Source organism: Thalassotalea algicola, from assembly GCF_012932965.1.
GTDB classification, from domain to species: domain Bacteria; phylum Pseudomonadota; class Gammaproteobacteria; order Enterobacterales; family Alteromonadaceae; genus Thalassotalea_F; species Thalassotalea_F algicola.
Genome location: NZ_JABBXH010000002.1, coordinates 147,618 through 166,035 on the forward strand (window position 1 = coordinate 147,618; position 18,418 = coordinate 166,035).

General features: G+C 38.3%; 16 protein-coding genes. 11 read left to right on the forward strand and 5 right to left on the reverse strand.

All coding sequences use genetic code 11. The features are described from left to right. The first annotated feature begins 11 nt into the window (after positions 1-11). From HII17_RS05260 to fdx, 6 genes are all read left to right on the forward strand, one after another. Entirely contained in the window at positions 12-1,226 is a 1,215-nt protein-coding gene (locus tag HII17_RS05260; RefSeq protein WP_169074317.1) for an IscS subfamily cysteine desulfurase, read from the forward strand. A gap of 18 nt (positions 1,227-1,244) precedes the next feature. Continuing rightward, positions 1,245-1,628, forward strand: coding sequence for a Fe-S cluster assembly scaffold IscU (gene iscU, locus HII17_RS05265; protein WP_169074318.1), 384 nt, complete (start codon positions 1,245-1,247; stop codon positions 1,626-1,628). A gap of 9 nt (positions 1,629-1,637) precedes the next feature. Further along, a complete protein-coding gene (gene iscA, locus HII17_RS05270; protein ID WP_169074319.1) occupies positions 1,638-1,961 on the forward strand; it encodes an iron-sulfur cluster assembly protein IscA in 324 nt (107 codons plus the stop codon). A 33-nt stretch (positions 1,962-1,994) separates the two neighbouring features. Beyond that, positions 1,995-2,522 (forward strand): co-chaperone HscB, encoded by a 528-nt coding sequence (gene hscB, locus HII17_RS05275; protein WP_169074320.1) that lies wholly within the window; start codon positions 1,995-1,997, stop codon positions 2,520-2,522. An 85-nt stretch (positions 2,523-2,607) separates the two neighbouring features. Continuing rightward, positions 2,608-4,470 carry a Fe-S protein assembly chaperone HscA gene (gene hscA, locus HII17_RS05280; protein WP_169074321.1) on the forward strand — a complete coding sequence of 621 codons (1,863 nt, stop codon included), beginning with the start codon at positions 2,608-2,610 and terminating at the stop codon, positions 4,468-4,470. A 2-nt stretch (positions 4,471-4,472) separates the two neighbouring features. Then, complete coding sequence (gene fdx / locus HII17_RS05285; protein WP_169074322.1) at positions 4,473-4,811, forward strand: ISC system 2Fe-2S type ferredoxin; 339 nt, start codon at positions 4,473-4,475, stop codon at positions 4,809-4,811. A gap of 99 nt (positions 4,812-4,910) precedes the next feature. On the opposite strand, the gene HII17_RS05290 is transcribed toward fdx, so the two are convergent. Continuing rightward, positions 4,911-5,591: a hypothetical protein gene (locus HII17_RS05290; protein WP_169074323.1), complete on the reverse strand. Its 681-nt coding sequence runs from the start codon at positions 5,589-5,591 to the stop codon at positions 4,911-4,913. A 251-nt stretch (positions 5,592-5,842) separates the two neighbouring features. Between HII17_RS05290 and HII17_RS05295 the strand changes: the two genes are divergently transcribed. The 4 genes from HII17_RS05295 (at position 5,843) to HII17_RS05310 (ending at position 13,376) form a co-directional block, all read left to right on the forward strand. After that, positions 5,843-6,529 carry an ABC transporter ATP-binding protein gene (locus HII17_RS05295; protein ID WP_169074324.1) on the forward strand — a complete coding sequence of 229 codons (687 nt, stop codon included), beginning with the start codon at positions 5,843-5,845 and terminating at the stop codon, positions 6,527-6,529. Between the two features lie 2,120 nt (positions 6,530-8,649). Further along, entirely contained in the window at positions 8,650-9,006 is a 357-nt protein-coding gene (locus HII17_RS19375; RefSeq protein ID WP_408033881.1) for an FtsX-like permease family protein, read from the forward strand. Positions 9,007-9,256: 250 nt separating this feature from the next. Continuing rightward, positions 9,257-10,387, forward strand: a complete 1,131-nt coding sequence (locus HII17_RS05305) for a GGDEF domain-containing protein (RefSeq protein WP_169074326.1) — start codon at positions 9,257-9,259, stop codon at positions 10,385-10,387. 316 nt (positions 10,388-10,703) lie between these two features. Beyond that, positions 10,704-13,376, forward strand: coding sequence for a TonB-dependent receptor plug domain-containing protein (locus HII17_RS05310; RefSeq protein ID WP_169074327.1), 2,673 nt, complete (start codon positions 10,704-10,706; stop codon positions 13,374-13,376). Between the two features lie 167 nt (positions 13,377-13,543). On the opposite strand, the gene HII17_RS05315 is transcribed toward HII17_RS05310, so the two are convergent. The 4 genes from HII17_RS05315 to trhP form a co-directional block, all read right to left on the reverse strand. Beyond that, positions 13,544-14,704, reverse strand: coding sequence for an HD-GYP domain-containing protein (locus HII17_RS05315; protein ID WP_169074328.1), 1,161 nt, complete (start codon positions 14,702-14,704; stop codon positions 13,544-13,546). Between the two features lie 122 nt (positions 14,705-14,826). Continuing rightward, a complete protein-coding gene (locus HII17_RS05320; protein ID WP_169074329.1) occupies positions 14,827-15,291 on the reverse strand; it encodes a four-helix bundle copper-binding protein in 465 nt (154 codons plus the stop codon). Between the two features lie 137 nt (positions 15,292-15,428). After that, a complete protein-coding gene (locus HII17_RS05325; RefSeq protein WP_169074330.1) occupies positions 15,429-15,677 on the reverse strand; it encodes a YfhL family 4Fe-4S dicluster ferredoxin in 249 nt (82 codons plus the stop codon). A gap of 197 nt (positions 15,678-15,874) precedes the next feature. Further along, the gene (gene trhP, locus HII17_RS05330) at positions 15,875-17,239 is read right to left on the reverse strand and encodes a prephenate-dependent tRNA uridine(34) hydroxylase TrhP (protein ID WP_169074331.1); all 1,365 of its coding nucleotides are present in this window, start codon (positions 17,237-17,239) and stop codon (positions 15,875-15,877) included. 249 nt (positions 17,240-17,488) lie between these two features. Between trhP and HII17_RS05335 the strand changes: the two genes are divergently transcribed. Further along, positions 17,489-18,331 (forward strand): HDOD domain-containing protein, encoded by an 843-nt coding sequence (locus HII17_RS05335; protein WP_169074332.1) that lies wholly within the window; start codon positions 17,489-17,491, stop codon positions 18,329-18,331. The last annotated feature ends 87 nt before the right edge of the window (positions 18,332-18,418 follow it).

Genomic DNA, 18,418 nt, shown 5'->3' on the forward strand with positions numbered 1-18,418 from the left:
ACAATTTTTCCATGAAACTACCGATTTATTTTGATTATTCTGCAACAACGCCTGTTGATAAGCGCGTTGCTGAGAAAATGATGGAATATATGACTACTGATGGTCATTTTGGTAACCCTGCATCACGTTCTCACAAGTTTGGCTGGCAGGCAGAAGAAGCGGTAGATATCGCTCGTAATCAAATTGCTGATTTAATTAATGCTGACCCTCGTGAAATTGTAATTACCTCTGGCGCAACTGAATCAGATAACCTTGCCATTAAAGGTGCTGCGCATTTTTACAGCAAGAAAGGTAAACACGTCATTACTTGTAAGACCGAACATAAAGCGGTTTTAGATACTTGTCGTGAACTAGAGCGTCAAGGCTTCGAAGTAACTTATTTAGACCCTGAACCGAACGGTCTAATTGATTTGAAAAAGTTAGAAGCGGCTATGCGTGATGACACTGTTGTTGTTTCAATCATGCACGTAAACAACGAAATTGGCGTCGTACAAGATATCGCTGAAATTGGTGAAATGTGTCGTGCACGTAAAATTGTATTTCATGTAGATGCAGCGCAAAGTGCGGGTAAGTTACCAATTGATATGCAGACGTTAAAAGTTGACCTCATGTCATTTTCTGCTCATAAAATATATGGCCCTAAAGGTATTGGTGCATTATACGTTCGCCGTAAACCGCGTATTCGCCTAGAGTCACAAATGCATGGTGGTGGTCATGAGCGTGGTATGCGCAGTGGTACTTTAGCAACACACCAAATCGTTGGTATGGGCGAAGCATTTAGAATTGCTAAAGAAGAAATGGCACAAGACTTAGTGCATGTTACAAAAATGCGAGATCGTTTATGGAACGGCTTAAAAGACATGGACCAAGTATTTGTTAATGGTGATTTTGACAAACGTTATCCAGGTAACTTAAATGTTAGCTTCAACTTTGTTGAAGGTGAGTCACTGATTATGGCATTAAAAGATTTAGCGGTTTCTAGTGGTTCAGCTTGTACTTCAGCCAGTTTAGAACCTTCATATGTTTTAAGGGCGCTAGGCTTAAATGACGAATTAGCACATAGTTCAATTCGCTTTAGTTTTGGTCGATTCACTACTGAAGAAGAAATTGATTACGCCATTGAGCTTATCCAAAAAGCCATTGGTCATTTAAGGGAAATGTCACCGCTATGGGAAATGTTCCAAGACGGTGTTGATTTAGAATCTGTTGAGTGGGTAGCGCACTAAGCGCATAGGAGTTTTAACATGGCTTATAGCGAAAAAGTAATCGATCATTATGAAAACCCTAGAAACGTAGGTTCACTTGATAAAAATGACCCTCAAGTTGCAACGGGTATGGTAGGTGCACCAGCATGTGGCGACGTAATGAAACTGCAGCTTAAAATTACCGATGAAGGTATCATTGAAGACGCAAAGTTTAAAACTTATGGTTGTGGTTCAGCTATTGCTTCGAGTTCACTTGTTACTGAGTGGGTTAAAGGTAAAAGTATTGAAGAAGCAGCTGAAATTAAAAACACTGCGATTGCTGAAGAGTTAGCACTTCCTCCGGTAAAAATTCACTGTTCGATTTTAGCGGAAGACGCTATCAAAGCAGCGATTGAAGATTACCAAAGTAAAAACGACGGCTAAGGATATTCCATGGCAGTTACTATGACCCCGTCTGCAACCGAGCGGGTAAGATCATTTTTAACAAACCGAGGCAAAGGCTTAGGCCTTCGCCTTGGCATAAAAACGACTGGCTGTTCAGGCTTAGCGTATGTTTTAGAATTTGTTGATGATTTAAATGAAGATGATCAACTTTTCGAAATTGACGACGTTAATATTATCATCGATGGTAAAAGCTTAGTTTACCTAGACGGTGTTCAGTTAGATTTTGTTAAAGAAGGTTTGAACGAAGGCTTTAAATTCACCAACCCAAACGCCAAAGGCGAATGTGGTTGTGGTGAAAGCTTTAATGTTTAACTTCACTTTTAATAGACACGGTTCGGAGTTGTTTTGAATTATTTTCAGCTGTTTGGTTTCGACGAAAAATTCAATTTAGATACCGCGCAATTAACGCAGGTTTATCAAAAGCTACAAAAAAGTGTACATCCTGATCGCTTTGCTCATTCATCTAGCCAAGAGCAAATGCTGGCTGTACAGAAGTCATCGATGATCAATGACGCTTATCAAACATTAAAAAGTCCACTGAAGCGTGCAGAGTATATGTTGTCGTTACGTGAGACACCAATGCCTAATGAGCAAGCATCATTTAAAGATAATGCCTTCTTAATGCGTCAAATGGAACTGCGTGAAATGCTAGCAGAAGTTAAATTTGCTGACGATATTGATGCCGCCGTATTTGAAGCGAATCAAGTGCTCGAAACTGAATTTAACGGTTTATACAAAACCATGCAGATTCAATTAGCAGAAAACTCTGCTGCATCTAATCAAGCTGCATGTGAAATATTAAGAAAATTAAAATTTTATCAGAAGCTTCATATTGAACTAGATCGTCTGGAAGATTTACTTTTTGAAACGTAACCAGCACTGGTAAAATGGCTAGCAATAGCTATGATGTAACCCATAAAACGCCACATCATTTAAACTGTCAAAATAAGAGTAGATAATGGCCTTATTACAAATTGCCGAACCTGGGCAAAGTACTGTACCGCACGAACATAGATTGGCAGTGGGTATTGATTTAGGTACCACAAACTCACTAGTCGCTAGTGTTCAAAGTGGTGAAAGCCTTACCTTAAAAGATGAAAATAACCAAGATATTCTCCCTTCTATCGTTAGTTATCAAAGTGATGCAACGCTAGTAGGTTTGCCTGCGAAAGCATTGGCAATTTCAGACCCTCAAAATACGATTGTTTCGGCTAAACGATTAATTGGTCGTTCACTAGCTGATATTCAAAAAAAATACCCGTCGTTGCCTTATACATTTTGTGGTGATGAAAACCACCCAGAGCTTGTGACACGTAAAGGGAATATAAACCCTGTTCAAGTTTCTGCTGAAATTTTGACTACTTTACGTGAAAGAGCAGAAGCGAGCTTAGGTGGTGAATTAGTAGGCGCAGTTATCACCGTACCTGCTTATTTTGATGATGCGCAACGACAAAGCACTAAAGACGCGGCTAAATTAGCTGGGCTTGATGTTTTACGATTGCTCAATGAACCAACAGCAGCGGCTGTCGCATATGGCCTGGATACTGGTAACGAAGGTGTTATTGCCGTCTATGATTTAGGTGGTGGAACATTTGATATTTCAATTTTACGCCTAAATAAAGGGGTATTTGAAGTACTCGCTACGGGTGGCGACTCTGCATTAGGTGGTGATGACTTTGATTTAGCATTAGCCGACTTTCTCGTTGCTGAAGCTGGCTTGCAAAGACCAATGTCTCCTTCAATGGAAAGACAGATTACTCATCAAGCTTGTTTGGCGAAAGAAGCATTATCAATAGCAGATGAAGCGGTTGTTTCATTAGCCTTAGAAAATGAAAAAAACTGGCAATATACGATTACAAAAGATGTATTCGACAGCTTAATTGCTAAGCTAGTAGCACAAACACTACGTGCTTGTCGTCGAGCGATGAAGGATGCGGAAGTCGCAACTGATGAAGTGATTGAAGTGGTTATGGTTGGCGGTTCTACTCGTGTGCCCCTTGTAAGAACTGAAGTTGAAAAATATTTTGGTCAAACTCCTTTAACCTCAATTGATCCAGATAAAGTAGTGGCTGTAGGCGCTGCAATTCAAGCCGATATTTTAGCTGGCAATAAACCTGATAGTGACATGTTGTTGTTGGATGTTATTCCCTTGTCTCTTGGTTTAGAAACAATGGGCGGCCTGGTAGAAAAAGTGATTGCTAGAAATACCACTATTCCTGTAGCAAAAGCGCAAGAATTTACCACCTTTAAAGATGGTCAAACGGCAATGTCTATTCATGTGCTACAAGGTGAACGTGAGTTGGTTGATGCATGTCGTTCATTAGCTCGCTTTGAATTGCGCGGTATCCCTGCAATGGCAGCAGGCGCAGCTCATATTCGAGTAACCTTTAAAGTAGATGCTGACGGACTATTAGAAGTTAGTGCAATGGAAAAATCTACAGGTGTTGAGTCGAGTATTGAAGTGAAGCCTTCTTTTGGATTAGATGAAGGCCAAATCGCAACAATGATTCAAGATTCAATGAGCAACGCTAAAGATGATATACAAGCACGTATGCTAAAAGAACAACAAGTAGAAGCCGCGCGTGTACTTGAGTCTGTGCGATCAGCTTTAGCTGCAGATAAGCAGCTGTTAAGCGAAGAAGAATTGCATAACATTGAATTTGCGTTATCAACTCTGGACAATGTAGCCAAAACGTCTGATATCAAAGATATTGAAAAACAAATAGAAATCGTAAACCAAGCAACCGCATCGTTTGCCGAAAAACGTATGGATTCTTCGATTCGTGCTGCGCTTGCTGGTCAGTCTGTAGATAAGGTGTAAAAATGCCACAAATTATTTTCTTACCCAATGAAGACCTTTGCCCTGATGGCGCAGTGGTAGAAGCTGAACAAGGCGAGAGCGTTTTAGATGTCGCTTTAAAAAATGGTATTGGTGTTGAACATGCATGTGAAAAAGTATGTGCTTGTACAACTTGCCATATGATAATTCGAGAGGGCTTTGATTCGCTAGACGAGTCAGATGAATTAGAAGACGATATGCTTGATAAAGCATGGGGTCTTGAACCTGAATCACGTTTAGGTTGCCAAGCGGTAATTAAAGATGAAAACTTGGTTGTAGAAATTCCTAAATACACGGTTAATATGGTCTCAGAAAACCATTAGTAAATTTCTTCTAGATTAATTTTTGAAAAGGGTAATAACAGCATTGTTATTACCCTTTTTGTTCTTAGGAGGGATGCAAAATAACAAATGCATTACTATTTATTTTGAGCTGCTAATCGCTTCATGAACTTTGTAATTTGAAAATGTGTCTGTTGAAACTTCATTAATTTCAGTAAAAAATGCAAAGGTGCCTTTCATTTCCATATTATGCTGTTTAGGCAAAATATGATCATCAATGTTGGTAAATATAATGGTAAGTTTAAATTCTGAAATATTGGCGCTGAATACAGGTGAAAACTCTGCAGTATTTTCGATTATAAGTTTCTCTATATAGGCTAATTGTTTGTTATAAAGAAGCTTTCCCGTTAATTTTCCTTTTGAACTTTCTCCCAATTTTTTAAGGTAGACATCAAAAATCACTTCAATATCTAAGTCACTTTCTGCTGAGAATTTAATAGACTCTTGGTTAATAAGCTCTTTTAACGCGATGGAAAAATTGTTTCCTTGTTTTTTATTTTCTGCTTGCTCGAGCTTTTTAGCTACAAATTTTTTTATTTGTTTTGATGTCGGTTGCTCATCATTAATACGTACTAAACTCCAACGTTTTTCAAGCTCATTACTTGGATTGTATTGCTCAATACTGCTCGTAATTTCGCCTTCTTCATTTTCGTATCGTTCGACCTGAAATGCCCACATATTGCGTTGAGTTTGCTCAAATTTGGTAATGGCTTGAGAAATTTTTTGTTTTAATTGGTTGTGTTTACCTTCAGTTAAATTCATTGCTTGGCAGTTTATTGAAAGTGCAAGAAATGCTAAGGAAAAACAATTTTTGTAAATCATGCTGTTTATTTGTTGATAATTAACTTGGAATTAAAATATAGGTATACGTGTGAAATGTTTGTGAAATGGATTTTGTCAATTACGACAAAGAGTTCAAATAACAATTTTATACTTACGCCGCATTTATTTCACATCTACTTCACAAGACAAGCGCTACGTTAGACCTGTTTTATTTATCACGGGAATAGTTCATGTCTAACCATATTGAATTAAAAGGTATTAGTCAGTCATTTGAAATTAACGACTCAAAAATAACCTTGTTTGAACATTTGGATTTATCTATCTATCAAGGTCAGTCTTACACTATTACGGGCCCTTCAGGTGCCGGTAAATCTAGCCTATTAATGTTGGCCTCTGGATTAGAGCAAGTCACATCTGGGAGTAGTTCGTATATTCAAGGTAGCCAAATTGGCCCCTTAAGCGATTTAAGAACCGATAGTGGCTTTATCTTTCAGCAATTTCATTTATTACCTGAACTAACGGCAATTAACAATGTTGCCCTGCCGTTGAAGTTAAGAGGTGATAATCAGGCGTTAGTTAAAGCGGAGGCTTGGTTAAATAAAGTTGGATTAGGGCATCGAAGGGATCATAAACCTAGTGAGCTAAGCGGCGGCGAGCAACAAAGGGTAGCAATAGCTAGGGCACTAGTATTTGAGCCTAAATTTATTTTTGCAGACGAACCTACGGGAAATTTAGACCAAGCTAGTGCGAATGAAGTGGCGAATATTTTATTCGATTGCTGTCTAGAAAATGGTGCTGCACTTGTATTAGTGACCCATTGTAATGAGTTGGCAAGTAAGGCACAGCATACGTTTTTATTAGCAAATGGTCAGTTGATAACTAAGGCGAATAATACGCAAGAGGTGTTGTCATGCTAGCGACTAATTTTATGCTTGCATGGCAGTTTTATATGCAAGAATTTACTCAACCTCACCAAAGGTTACTGCGCTGGGTTCAAGGTGTATTGCTACTGTTCATTGTCACGCTGAGTCTGTCTAGCCATAGTATTCAAGAGTATTTACAACAAAACTTACAAGGGCTGTTAGGCGCTGATGCGGTTATTAGTCAAAAACAACCACTATCCGCTGAACAATTGAAAGAAGTGTCATTGTTTGTGGATAAAGTCGCAATGACACAACAGATACAAACGATGCTTACCTATCAAGGCAATTGGCAACAGGCTCAATTAAAAGCGGTTGATCATCAATACCCATTACAAGGGGAACTTGTAACTTCTACTAGTTTACAAGGAATTGGTGAAACGAGTTTATCGGGGCCCGAAGTCGGACATATGTGGATAGATGCAAGGTTAATGGCGAGTTTATCGTTAGATATTGGTGATGAAATATCGATTGCCAATAAGGCATTTACTGTTTCTCGATTACTTCAACATGAGCCTGATCGTTTAATGGAAGGGCACAGCGTAGCGATGAGAGCAATGATCAACGCTAGTGATATGCAACAATTGGGCTTTTCAAATGATCTTATCCGATATCGCTATCTAATGAATGCTAATACTCAGCAAATAGATGAACTCATCGCCTGGCAACAAGAAAACCTTCCGGCGGCAGTACTTCATCACAAACAAGGGAAACATCCTCTAGCATTGTTTTGGCAACGTACAGAAAACTTTATGGGGCTTGCCTCTATCATTTTGTTTTTTATGGCGGCTATAGCTATAGAGCAACTTTCACAAGTGTTTATGAGAAAGGAACAATTTTTTTCAGCGGTTTGTTTGAGTCTCGGAGCTTCAAAGTCAACAGGTATTCAAGTGTCTATATATAAATGGCTTATAGGAATTCTGCTATTAATTCCGATAGTTATCGTTTTTTCTACAGCTTTTCATTGGCTAATAATTAATTTTTTGAAAGAAACTTTTGTTAACTTGGCTTGGCAATGGCAGCTGCCGTCTATGTTTAAGCCAATTAGTTTTGTTATTGTTGTTTTTGCAATATTCAATGCGCCTGTATGGTTTGCAACTTATAGAAGTTCTATTGCGCAACAGTTTAGAGGAAAACAAACTGTTATAAGCCACTGGTTAAGTAAATTATGTAGTATTTTGGCTTTGTGTATAGTGGCCTTTGTTTATTCTGATAATGGCTTATTAACCTTAATGATGGTGTCGGCAATTATGCTGACAATTGCTTTGATGGTAGTGATTAGCTGGGGAAGTCTAACGCTCGGTGAAAGTGTCACTCAGCACGTATCTGGGTTATTTCCTTTTGCATTATTTATGATGAAACAAAGACTGCTAAGTAAAAGCACACAAATATTGGGAATTGGCTTATGTGCATTTTTACTGCTATTTACGCTAATGCTGCTTAAAGATTTAGGAGCAAGTATGTCAGCATATCAACGCCAGCACGACGGTAATGCCTTTATTTCTCAGGCAAGTCAAAAGCAGATGTCTTTTGTTGAAGACTGGTCGGAAGAACACAATATTCGCATACGACAAGTAAAACCTTACATGCACGCGAAACTAATAGAAGTAAATGGGCAATCATTGGCTGAATTTAGTGATAAACCAAGTGAGAGTCTAGCTACGCTGAGTAAATCAATTCGTTTGCATTGGAGTAAAACTATACCAACAAATAATCGAGTAGTCGAAGGACGCTGGTGGCAGGAAAAGAATACCAACTGGCAACAAGTGTCCATCGAACAAGAAGTCATGACCGATTTAGGCCTTCAGTTAGGGGATGAGCTGGCTTTCTTCATTAATAACAAAAGTTATACGTTTGAAATCACTGCAAGCCACGAATTTAAACCCGGTGCTGGCTCAATTACATTTTGGGTGCAAATGCCTCCTTCAGCACTGACTCATATACAGGCGTCTCAATACTATATGGCAAGTATAGAGCTTGATGAAGCACAATGGTCGTTATTAGCGCCGCTTTGGCAGAAATTTCCAACGCTTCGAATGGTGTCTTTAAAGGAAATAACACAACGTTTCGATAAAACTTTAGCGATGATTACTAAGGTTATCAGTGGCTTTTCACTCATGATTATTTTACTTGCCGGAGTAGTTATTTTGGCTTCTATTAATGCTTTAGAGTCGAAAGAAAAGAAAAAAAACAGTGTAATTATGAGTTTTGGCTTTTCTCGTGCTACCTGCCTAAAACTTAATATAATTGAATGGTTAGTTACTGCATTCATTACCGCTATAGGTGCAATTTTAGGTACGTACATTGCTGGGCAATTAATTTATCAATCCCAATTTTCTTTAAATTATAACCCCAACTTTATTTGGTTGGCGTTAACCTTATTAATGATTCTTTCACTGACTACCGCTCTTGGTGTATGGGCGAGCAGGAGTAGCTTGAAGAGCTCGATTAGGCAATTAATATCAAACACTTAATTTAAGTGTTTGATATTGAATTCTAAATGGGGTTTGAAATATAAGTTAAGTGTTAAAATTTTTGGCTAGTCACACTTTCATTATGTATTCATTGAGTCGTTATTTGACTTGAGGCTGCGGTTAACTATAGTGGTTAAAGTATAGCACTATTGGTCATGTTAGAGATTTTTATAAAGGGCAAGTCATTAAGGGAATTAATTGAGACTAAGAAAAGTATATCCATTGCTTTTGAATTAAATAAGGCTGCTTTATGGAATTTGATTTACATTCATTAAGGTCAACCCTAATTGATTTAGGTTTACTGATTACAACTCTCGTTGTGTTTGTTAGAAATCGTAAGTTAAGTGGCACATCTGATGTAGTTTTATTCTCTTCATTGTTATTACTCAATTCAATCATCATGTTTGCTGGTGCAGATGAAAGTTGGTTATCGCATACGGCAAACTTTAGCCTTATTTTAGCCTTCGCTTTTTGTTATTCAGCCGTATGTAAACTTATTGTTAAGCAAGTTAGTTGGCGATTAATCATTCCTTGTTTGCTTGGTTATATTGTTTTAATAATTGCTTACTTCTCTGTCGAACTTTCTTCATTAGTTCGTGCATTTTATACCACGATAGCCTGCATCTACCTCACAGGACTGATTTGTAAAATATTACTTAAAAATAGAACAAACGCCGACAGTCCTTCAACTAGTTATTTATTGATTGTCTTAATATTAACCGTTATCGCATTTGTTTTTAGATTGGCGGCTTTAATATTTCCCGAATTTATTTCAACAACGATAAACAGTATTAGCATTATGGTGTTGTCGAACTTGTTCTTATTTCTTTCTTTTGGATTATTATTACTTATTTTCGAGGTCATCAATAATAAGCTGCTGACTAAATCTGAATTAGATTATTTATCGGGTATTAAAAATAGAAGAGGTTTTTTTAAAGCGTTGATGCGCAAAAGAGATGAAAATACACCTTATGTACTTTCAATTCTCGATATCGACCATTTTAAAACCGTAAATGATACATACGGCCATGATGCCGGTGATATTGTCATTAAACACATAGCAGATAAATTGACTGAAATGACTTCGTCTAAAGATATCCTCGCGCGATTTGGCGGTGAAGAGTTTTGCTTGTTAATGAATAACGATGATCAACAAGCATTGCAGCGCTTGGAAGAAATCAGACGTTATTTTGAAAAAGAAAGTATTAATTATCCTGGCGGCGACATTCAAATAACTGTGTGTATTGGCTGTGTTAAAACTAACCTTATTTTTGAAGAAATGATCCAAAAACTTCTGTACTTTGCTGATATAAGTTTATACAAAGCGAAGCAAACAGGAAGGAATAAAGTCGTTTGCTTTGAACGTCTAGTGGAAAGCTAACATAATTAAAATCGTTAATAATCAATTGCTAGCCTTCCTAAGCTGTAGTTAACCGCCTTGTAAATTCTAATTTAGCTCACCTTAATATTCGTTTGATTTAGTGAATTTATATTTATCAACCTTCTTTGTATTGCAGCTGTATTACTCTGGCTAATAGTTCAAGGCAAATAATATCGATAAATTCGTATTTAAATGTTCAGTTGATTGATCATGTGAATTCTCCTGTCTATATTTTAAACAACACCTTGTAAATATTATTAATATTTGGATTGGGGCAAAGGTGTTTCAACTACTATAAGAACAATATGGATGACATATGACACATAAAACAAGAGTTGGCGTTTTAAGCGCCTTGGTTGCGACAAATATGCTCGCACCCCAAACCCTATATGCTGAAGAGCAAGCGGCGGAGGAACAAGAAGTAGAACTTATTTTAGTTACGGGTAGTTTTGTAAGGCGAAGCGAAAATTTTGAATCCCCTTCTCCACTAGCAGTAGTCGATAGTATTGCTATTGATGCGCTAGGCGCAAAAAGTATTGGCGATATTACACAAACACTGACGATAAATACTGGCGCTGAAAATACGCCGGATGCTTTTACTCAAAATGCTACCGCTGGTACGTCAAACATGAATTTGCGTGGACTCGGTGTCGCATCAACGCTTGTGTTACTTAATAACAAGCGTCAAGTGGTCAATGCTCAGCCTAACAATGGTGGCGTTAACTTTGTCGATACCAGCTCGCTTGTACCTATGATAGCTATTGGTCGCATGGAAATCGTCAAAGATGGTGCTTCTGCGTTGTATGGCTCTGACGCTGTAGCGGGGGTAGTGAACTTTATTACTAAGAATGATTACGAAGGCAGTAAGGTTACTTTTGAGTATCAAGATGGTAAGTATGGCGACAATAAAGAGTATGTCATACAAGGACTATGGGGAACCGTAGGAGACGATAGCAGCGTCATGGCCGCTGTAAGTTATACCAATCGCTCACCTATGTTTACCTCTGACAGACGCTTAAGTAGAATTCAAGATGATACGAGTTCGCTAGGCAACCCAGGTTCTTTTTTCCTTGGTACAACACCTTTTATTGATCCAACTGGCTGTGAAGAGTTTGGTGGCTACCCAACATTACTTGCGCCTCCAGGCACAGTTCCTGGCTTGGATATCGGATTTTGTGGGTTTGACTTTGGTGATACATATTCTTTTGTGCCAGATGAAACAAGAGTTTCGTCATATTTTAAAGCGACTAAAGATTTATCAAGTAGCTTAAAGTGGACTACAGAGGTGAGTTACGCAAGGAATAGAGCAAAACGTGGTGGCTCGCCGACGTTTCCTATTTTGACGTTCCCAACAGTGCCAGTAGACCATCCAAGTAATGTGTTTGGTGCGCCGGTATCGTTCTTTGGTCGTGCAGTGGGTAATGGTGGGGAAGGAGACCCAGCGCATACAGAGTCAGACACTTTCCGCTTAAGTACTATGCTTACCGGTGAGTTAGAAGACGGTTTCTGGGAGCTAAGTTATACCGCCGCTAGAAATGACTTTTTATTTACAGTAAATGATACCTTAGCGCAAGAATTTCAAAATGCTTTACGAGGTTTTGGTGGACAAGGTTGTGATCCATTTACCGGTGCAGCAGGTGTTGGCCCGTGTGAATACTTCAACCCGTTCGCCACTTCTTACACGGTGCTACCTAATTCACAAAGCGTAATAGACTCATTTACAGGTCGACAAGAGATTGATTCACAGGCAAATACTGAGGTAGCTGAGGCATTGATTTCGACTGATTTATTTGAAATGGATGCTGGCCCTGCAGCAATTGCTGTTGGCGTTCAATACCGTTATCAAGACCTTGAGCAAGATTACGATTCTTTATCTAATCAAGATAGATTTGCTTTTGTCATTGGTAACCCGGATGTTTATGGTGATCAAGACGTTTGGGCAGCATTTGCTGAACTTGCGTTACCAGTAACAGATGATTTGGATATACAGTTAGCCTTGCGTTATGAGGATTATGGCGGTTCAACTGGTGATACCTTAGATCCTAAGTTAGCTGCTTCTTGGCGGGTAGCGGAGAACTTTTCTCTGCGTGGTTCCGTTTCAACATCATTTAGAGCTCCCTCTATTTTCCAACGTGATGGTGGCGGAACGAGCTTGAATCAAATGACGGATCCATTAACTGGTGCAGCTGCATTTGCTGCAGTGCGAGCGTCAGGTAATGAGGAGCTGGAACCGGAAGAGTCTACTGCATACAACATTGGTTTTTCATTTGAGCCGGTAAGTGAGTGGTCTATTGAACTTGATTACTGGAATTTTGATTTTACCGACTTGATTATTCAAGAGAACTTCCAAGCGATATTAAATGAAAATCCACAAGACCCTGAGCGTGTAGTTCGAGCAGGTGATCCGCTTAACGGTCCTTTACTGCAAGTCAACACAACATATGTAAATGCGAGCTCTCTTGAGACATCAGGGCTAGATATTGTTACAAGCTACAAAATTGATACTGAATATGGACGGTTTACACCTAGTATCAATGCGACATATATTTTGGCTTATGATCTTGATGATCCGCAATCAGGAGATATCGATGGTTTAGGCCTACGTAATTATTCCAATATTGGTGTTTCTACGCCGCAGCTAAGAATGAATGTCGCACTAAATTGGTCTGTTGAAAACCATTCTGCGAACATTTTTGTACGTTATATTGATAGTTACGAAGATGATCAAAACTGTGCTGATGGCACTTTATTCTCTGAAGCATGTACTGTTGGTTATAAAGATGTAGATGATCAAGTAACTGTAGATGTTCAATACAATGTTAACTTGAGTACTTATTTCGACACAGATAATAGCTATGTATTAACGTTTGGTGGAACTAATGTGACGGATGAAGATCCTCCGCAAGTATTTACCAATAGTGGTTTTGATTCAAAAGTTCATGATCCGCGTGGTCGTCAGCTATACGCAAGAATCGCTATGGAGTTTTAGGGAGTATTTTAGTTAGTTAATCTAAAAAGCCTTTTAATTAAGCCTTTGAATTATCAAGGGCTTTTTATTTTGGCGCATGCTGGTGTTAAATTTATATAATCCCAACTTGGTTAAAAATAAATAGTAAGAATTGAAACAAACAGAAACTCTATTTAATTTGCTGATTCTTAACCTTCCATTATCAACATTTCTGTAATTTTATTTAAGTCTAAATCGAAATCGTCAGCGCGCACTGCTTTGACAATTTTATCATCAGATTTACTTAAATCGATATCATGAATATTAACGAAGTGCTTATGTTTAGTACTATAAAACGATCTTACTTTAGGTTTTATAGGATCGTTGGGGTTTCTCCGCTCAACAATAGCAAGCTTTTTAGATTCAAGCTGAACTAAAGAGCCAATTGGGAAGGCGCCAATACAGCGAATAAATTCGTCCACTAACTCGCCGTCGAGATGATTATCTTTAACTAATTCTTTTAAAATGCTAAATGCCTTTAAGTGAGTAAAACCTTGTTTATAGCAGCGATGGGCAGTAAGAGCGTCGAAGATATCACAAATCGCTATCATACGACCGAATTTAGTAATGTCGTCGCCTTTGACTTGGTTAGGGTAACCAAAGCCATTAATTTTTTCATGATGTAGTGCTGCGACTTCAAGGCTTAAAGGAGATATACCTGGAGTTTTCTTAATAATATCAATAGAGTGACTAGCATGAGTTTTCATTATGACAAACTCTTCGTCTGTGAGCTTTCCTGGTTTATTTAAGATTTTATCCGGGATCATAATCTTACCAACATCATGTAAAAACGCGCCAACAACTAATTGCTGAACTTTGTCTTTATCGACCTTTAGATGTTGGGCAAAAATACACATTAATACGCTTACTGCGACAGAGTGCTCTAGTAAATATTCATCTTTCTCACGAATATTAATCGCACAAGCAAGAGAGCTAGGACTATTTACCGCTTTATCAATTGTTTGTTGAGTTATTTCATTAATTGGCGCTAAATCAATTTCGCTGTCGTTTAAAGCATCCTCAAATATTTTCTTTTGGATTTGTTTTGATTGATTAAATATTTCTTTTGCTTCGTCAAAGTCAACTGCAGTTAATTGCTTGTGTTTTGGTTTCGGTTTTGTTTTAGATGGCGATAAAGTTTTATCTGTATCAATGATTACCGACAACACACCTTTGCTTTTAAGGTTCTGAATAACGCCTTCACTTTTAATATGACTAGATTTAGTCAACGTAAAGGTGCCATTTTGTGAGGCTATCTCGACAACATATTGGCCCACAGTGAGCTCTGTAATACTAACTTCAACTTTCATCGTTTACGGTACAGCCAGTCTTATGTGAAAGATTAATATGATATAAGTGAATTATATAACTATTTTCACCTTATGCTCTAGCATAGTTAATATTTAACTCTGCTAGCGCCGTCAGTTTGCAATTATACGAGCTTATTAATTTCTTTAATGCACTCTAAACAAGACTGCTCACACGCTTTGCAGTTAGAGTGTGTATCTGCATGTTTGCCACATTCATCTGCGCAAGTTTGACAAACATCCCTACAGATCTTAGCTACGGCTTTAACCTGAGGAGAGTCGTAAGTAGCCATTTTAGCTAATGCGCGGCACATAACGATCATTTCATTTACCGTTTCTGCACAACGAGCAAGTGATACATCACCGGTTTTAAATAGCTCTATACAATGATCTATGCATTCGTCACCATGTTGCGCACATTCATTCGAAATGCGGATAAGTTCTTTATAGTTGTTTGCTTGGTGATGATTATGGTGAACGTGCTCTTTTCCTGCAAAAACTGGCACGGCAGCAAGTGCAGCAGAGGTCGCAACAAGACCTTTTAGAAGATTACGACGCGTTGTTTCAGATGAAGCGTTAGATGACGACATTAACTTATGCCCTAATTATTATTTTTATTATTTTAATAAGATACTACTTAATATATTGAAATAAATAAAGTTGCTTCATTAGAGCACTGTTGAATTTGAGGGAAGTGTTTTATTTGAATAGTATGATGAGCTTCAATTTATTTATTGTAGAGAAATTGATACTTTTCTAATAATGACTCGGCGGTTTCCGGTCTTTCTGGATCTTCTATAATACAGTCAATAGGACACACTTTTACGCAGGTAGGTTCGTCATAGTGACCGATACACTCTGTACATAGGTCAGGGTCTATTTCATAAATTTCTTCACCTAATGCAATCGCTTGGTTTGGACATTCAGGCTCACACATATCACAGTTGATGCAATCGCCTTCGATTAGTAATGCCATTTCGTGGTTTGCCCTATAGATCAGTTGAAGAATATTTGGCCGCGAATTTTACTCGACAAAAACCATAACTACAAAGCTGAAGTTATTATTTGCATAACGTCTGCTGTTAACTTGAAAGTGTAGATTACTGTTATTTTTTATTGGCTATTCGCCGCCTATAGCCACTAGTTAATTGCTTCCAAAGGAAAGCGACAGGTTTATCCTGCCGCTTGATTTTGAGCAAATGGGTGACGTGTATTTTCACCATCTTCTAAATGACGCATCAGGATGCCAAATTCTAAATCAAGCTTAGTGTCCAGAGAGATTGTTACTTTATGGCCAGAGCCTTTTGCATCGAGAATAACTTCGCCTTTTGGTGTTTCCATATGAGTAAGAGTAAAGGTTTGACAACCGCTTGGGGTCATTAACTCTAGTTCATCACCCACTAGAAACTTATTCTTCACTTCAACTTCAATTAAGCCATTTTCCTCGTTTCTGCCAGTAATTTCACCTACAAACTGTTGGCTATCACTTTTCGAATAACCGTAGTCATAGTTTTGTGTGTCACTGTGTTTATGGCGCTGTAAGAAACCCGATGTATATCCGCGATGAGCTAAGTGCTCGAGTTCCTTATTCAACGCTTGATCAAATGGCTTGTCTGCCATCGCATCTAAAATTGCTTGGTTATAGACTCGAGCTGTGCGAGCACAATAATAGAAAGATTTAGTGCGGCCTTCTATTTTTAATGAATGCACGCCCATTTTTACAAGTCTGTCGACATATTCAACGGCACGTAAATCTTTTGAATTCATGATATAAGTGCCATGCTCATCTTCAAATGCTGGCAAGTACTCTTCAGGCTTATGTTCCTCTTGAATCAGCAATACATCTTCAAACTCTTTGCCCGCATGTGGGTCAAACTCTTGCGCAGGCGTTGCAATAATATCGCCAGTTTCGGTTTCTGTTGCCGCGTGAACATTGTAGTTCCACCTGCAAGCGTTTGTGCATGTGCCTTGGTTTGGATCGCGTTTATTCATGTAGCCAGACAATAAACAGCGACCAGAATAAGCCATACAAAGTGCACCGTGAACAAATACTTCAATTTCAATATCTGGGCAGCGCATGCGAATTTCTTCTATTTCATCGAGCGATAATTCTCGCGAAAGTATGACGCGTTCGATTCCTTGATCTTGCCAGAATTTCACTGTTGCCCAGTTAACAGCATTTGACTGTACAGAAAGGTGTAGTGGCATGTCTGGAAATGCTTCTTTTGTCATCATTATTAAACCTGGATCAGACATAATCATCGCATCAGGTTTCATATCGATAACGGGCGTTAAATCTTTGATAAACGTTTTAAGTTTGCTGTTGTGAGGCGCAATATTGTTTACCACATAAAACTTTTTACCCAGTTGGTGAGCTTCGTTTATACCTTGGGCTAAATTTTCATGGTTAAACTCATTGTTTCTAACTCGTAGAGAATAACGAGGTTGCCCAGCATATACGGCATCTGCACCGTACGCAAAGGCATAACGCATATTTTTTAAACTGCCGGCAGGAGACAATAATTCTGGCTTTAACATAACACTACTTCTGGGAACAAATTAGTTCGCATATTCTAGGGTTGTGTCTAAGCATAGCAATGAAAATTGACTCTTCCATATCCTTATTTGACCTAAGATTGATGTACATCAAAATTCAAATAAATAGCTCGAAAGCGGATTAAATTTCAGCTATATGAAAAGATATAATTAACTCATTAAAATTATTGGCTTATCTTTTTGGTTTTGTGCTATTTTTTAGTTAAGCCTACGAAAAAATAAGGATACTTCATGTCAACAGAGAATGCGCTATATACGATTTTAGTGGAAAAAATAAAACATGATGCGCTAGTGCTGCCTACTTTGCCTGAAATAGCACTGAGAGTTCGAGAGGCTGCAGATGACCCAGAAATTAATTTGAATCAAATGAGTGATATTATCTCTCAAGATCCTGCGTTATCTATGGGCATGTTAAAAGTGGCAAATAGTGCGGTAATGGGGCGTTCGGTTAAAGTAGAGACGGTTAATCAGGCCGTTACACGGATTGGATTGAGACAAATAAAGAGTATTGCGACAGCAATGGCGATAGAACAAGTATTTGTTTCTGAAAATGATATTGTTGCCATGTATTTGCAAAAATCTTGGGACAAAACAGTTGATATTGCCTCGGTAGCAATTGCCTTGATGACAATTTTTTCCAAAGAACATAAACACACCTCTTTGGCGTTAGATACCTTAACTTTGGCAGCACTTGTGCATAATATTGGCGTTTTGCCTATTCTTACTGAGGCTGAAAAGCATCCAGATGTATTTGCTAATCCAACCTTTTTACAACAGGCAATTTTAAAGTTAGGTAGTCGTATAGGCGCTGAAGTGACTAAAGCATGGGGCTTTTCAGAAGAGCTGACAGTCTTGGTTCAAAGTTGGAGTGATTTAACTGTATTGCCGGCAGAAGCACATTACTTAGATTTTATTCGTGCTGGTGCTGTTTATCATGGCATTTTCAAAAACCGTTCAACGCAGGAAGCGCTGTTACGTAGCTATGTAGCAAAAGATATTTTACCTGATGAGAACTTCATGGAATCAGATGAATTTAAAGAAATGTACGATGGTGCGAGATCTATGTTTAGCTAAGTAGCTAGCCGAAAGCAGAATTACTTTTGGATTGACATTAAAAAAGGCGCGAATAGCGCCTTTTTTTCTAGAAACCAATAATATTAA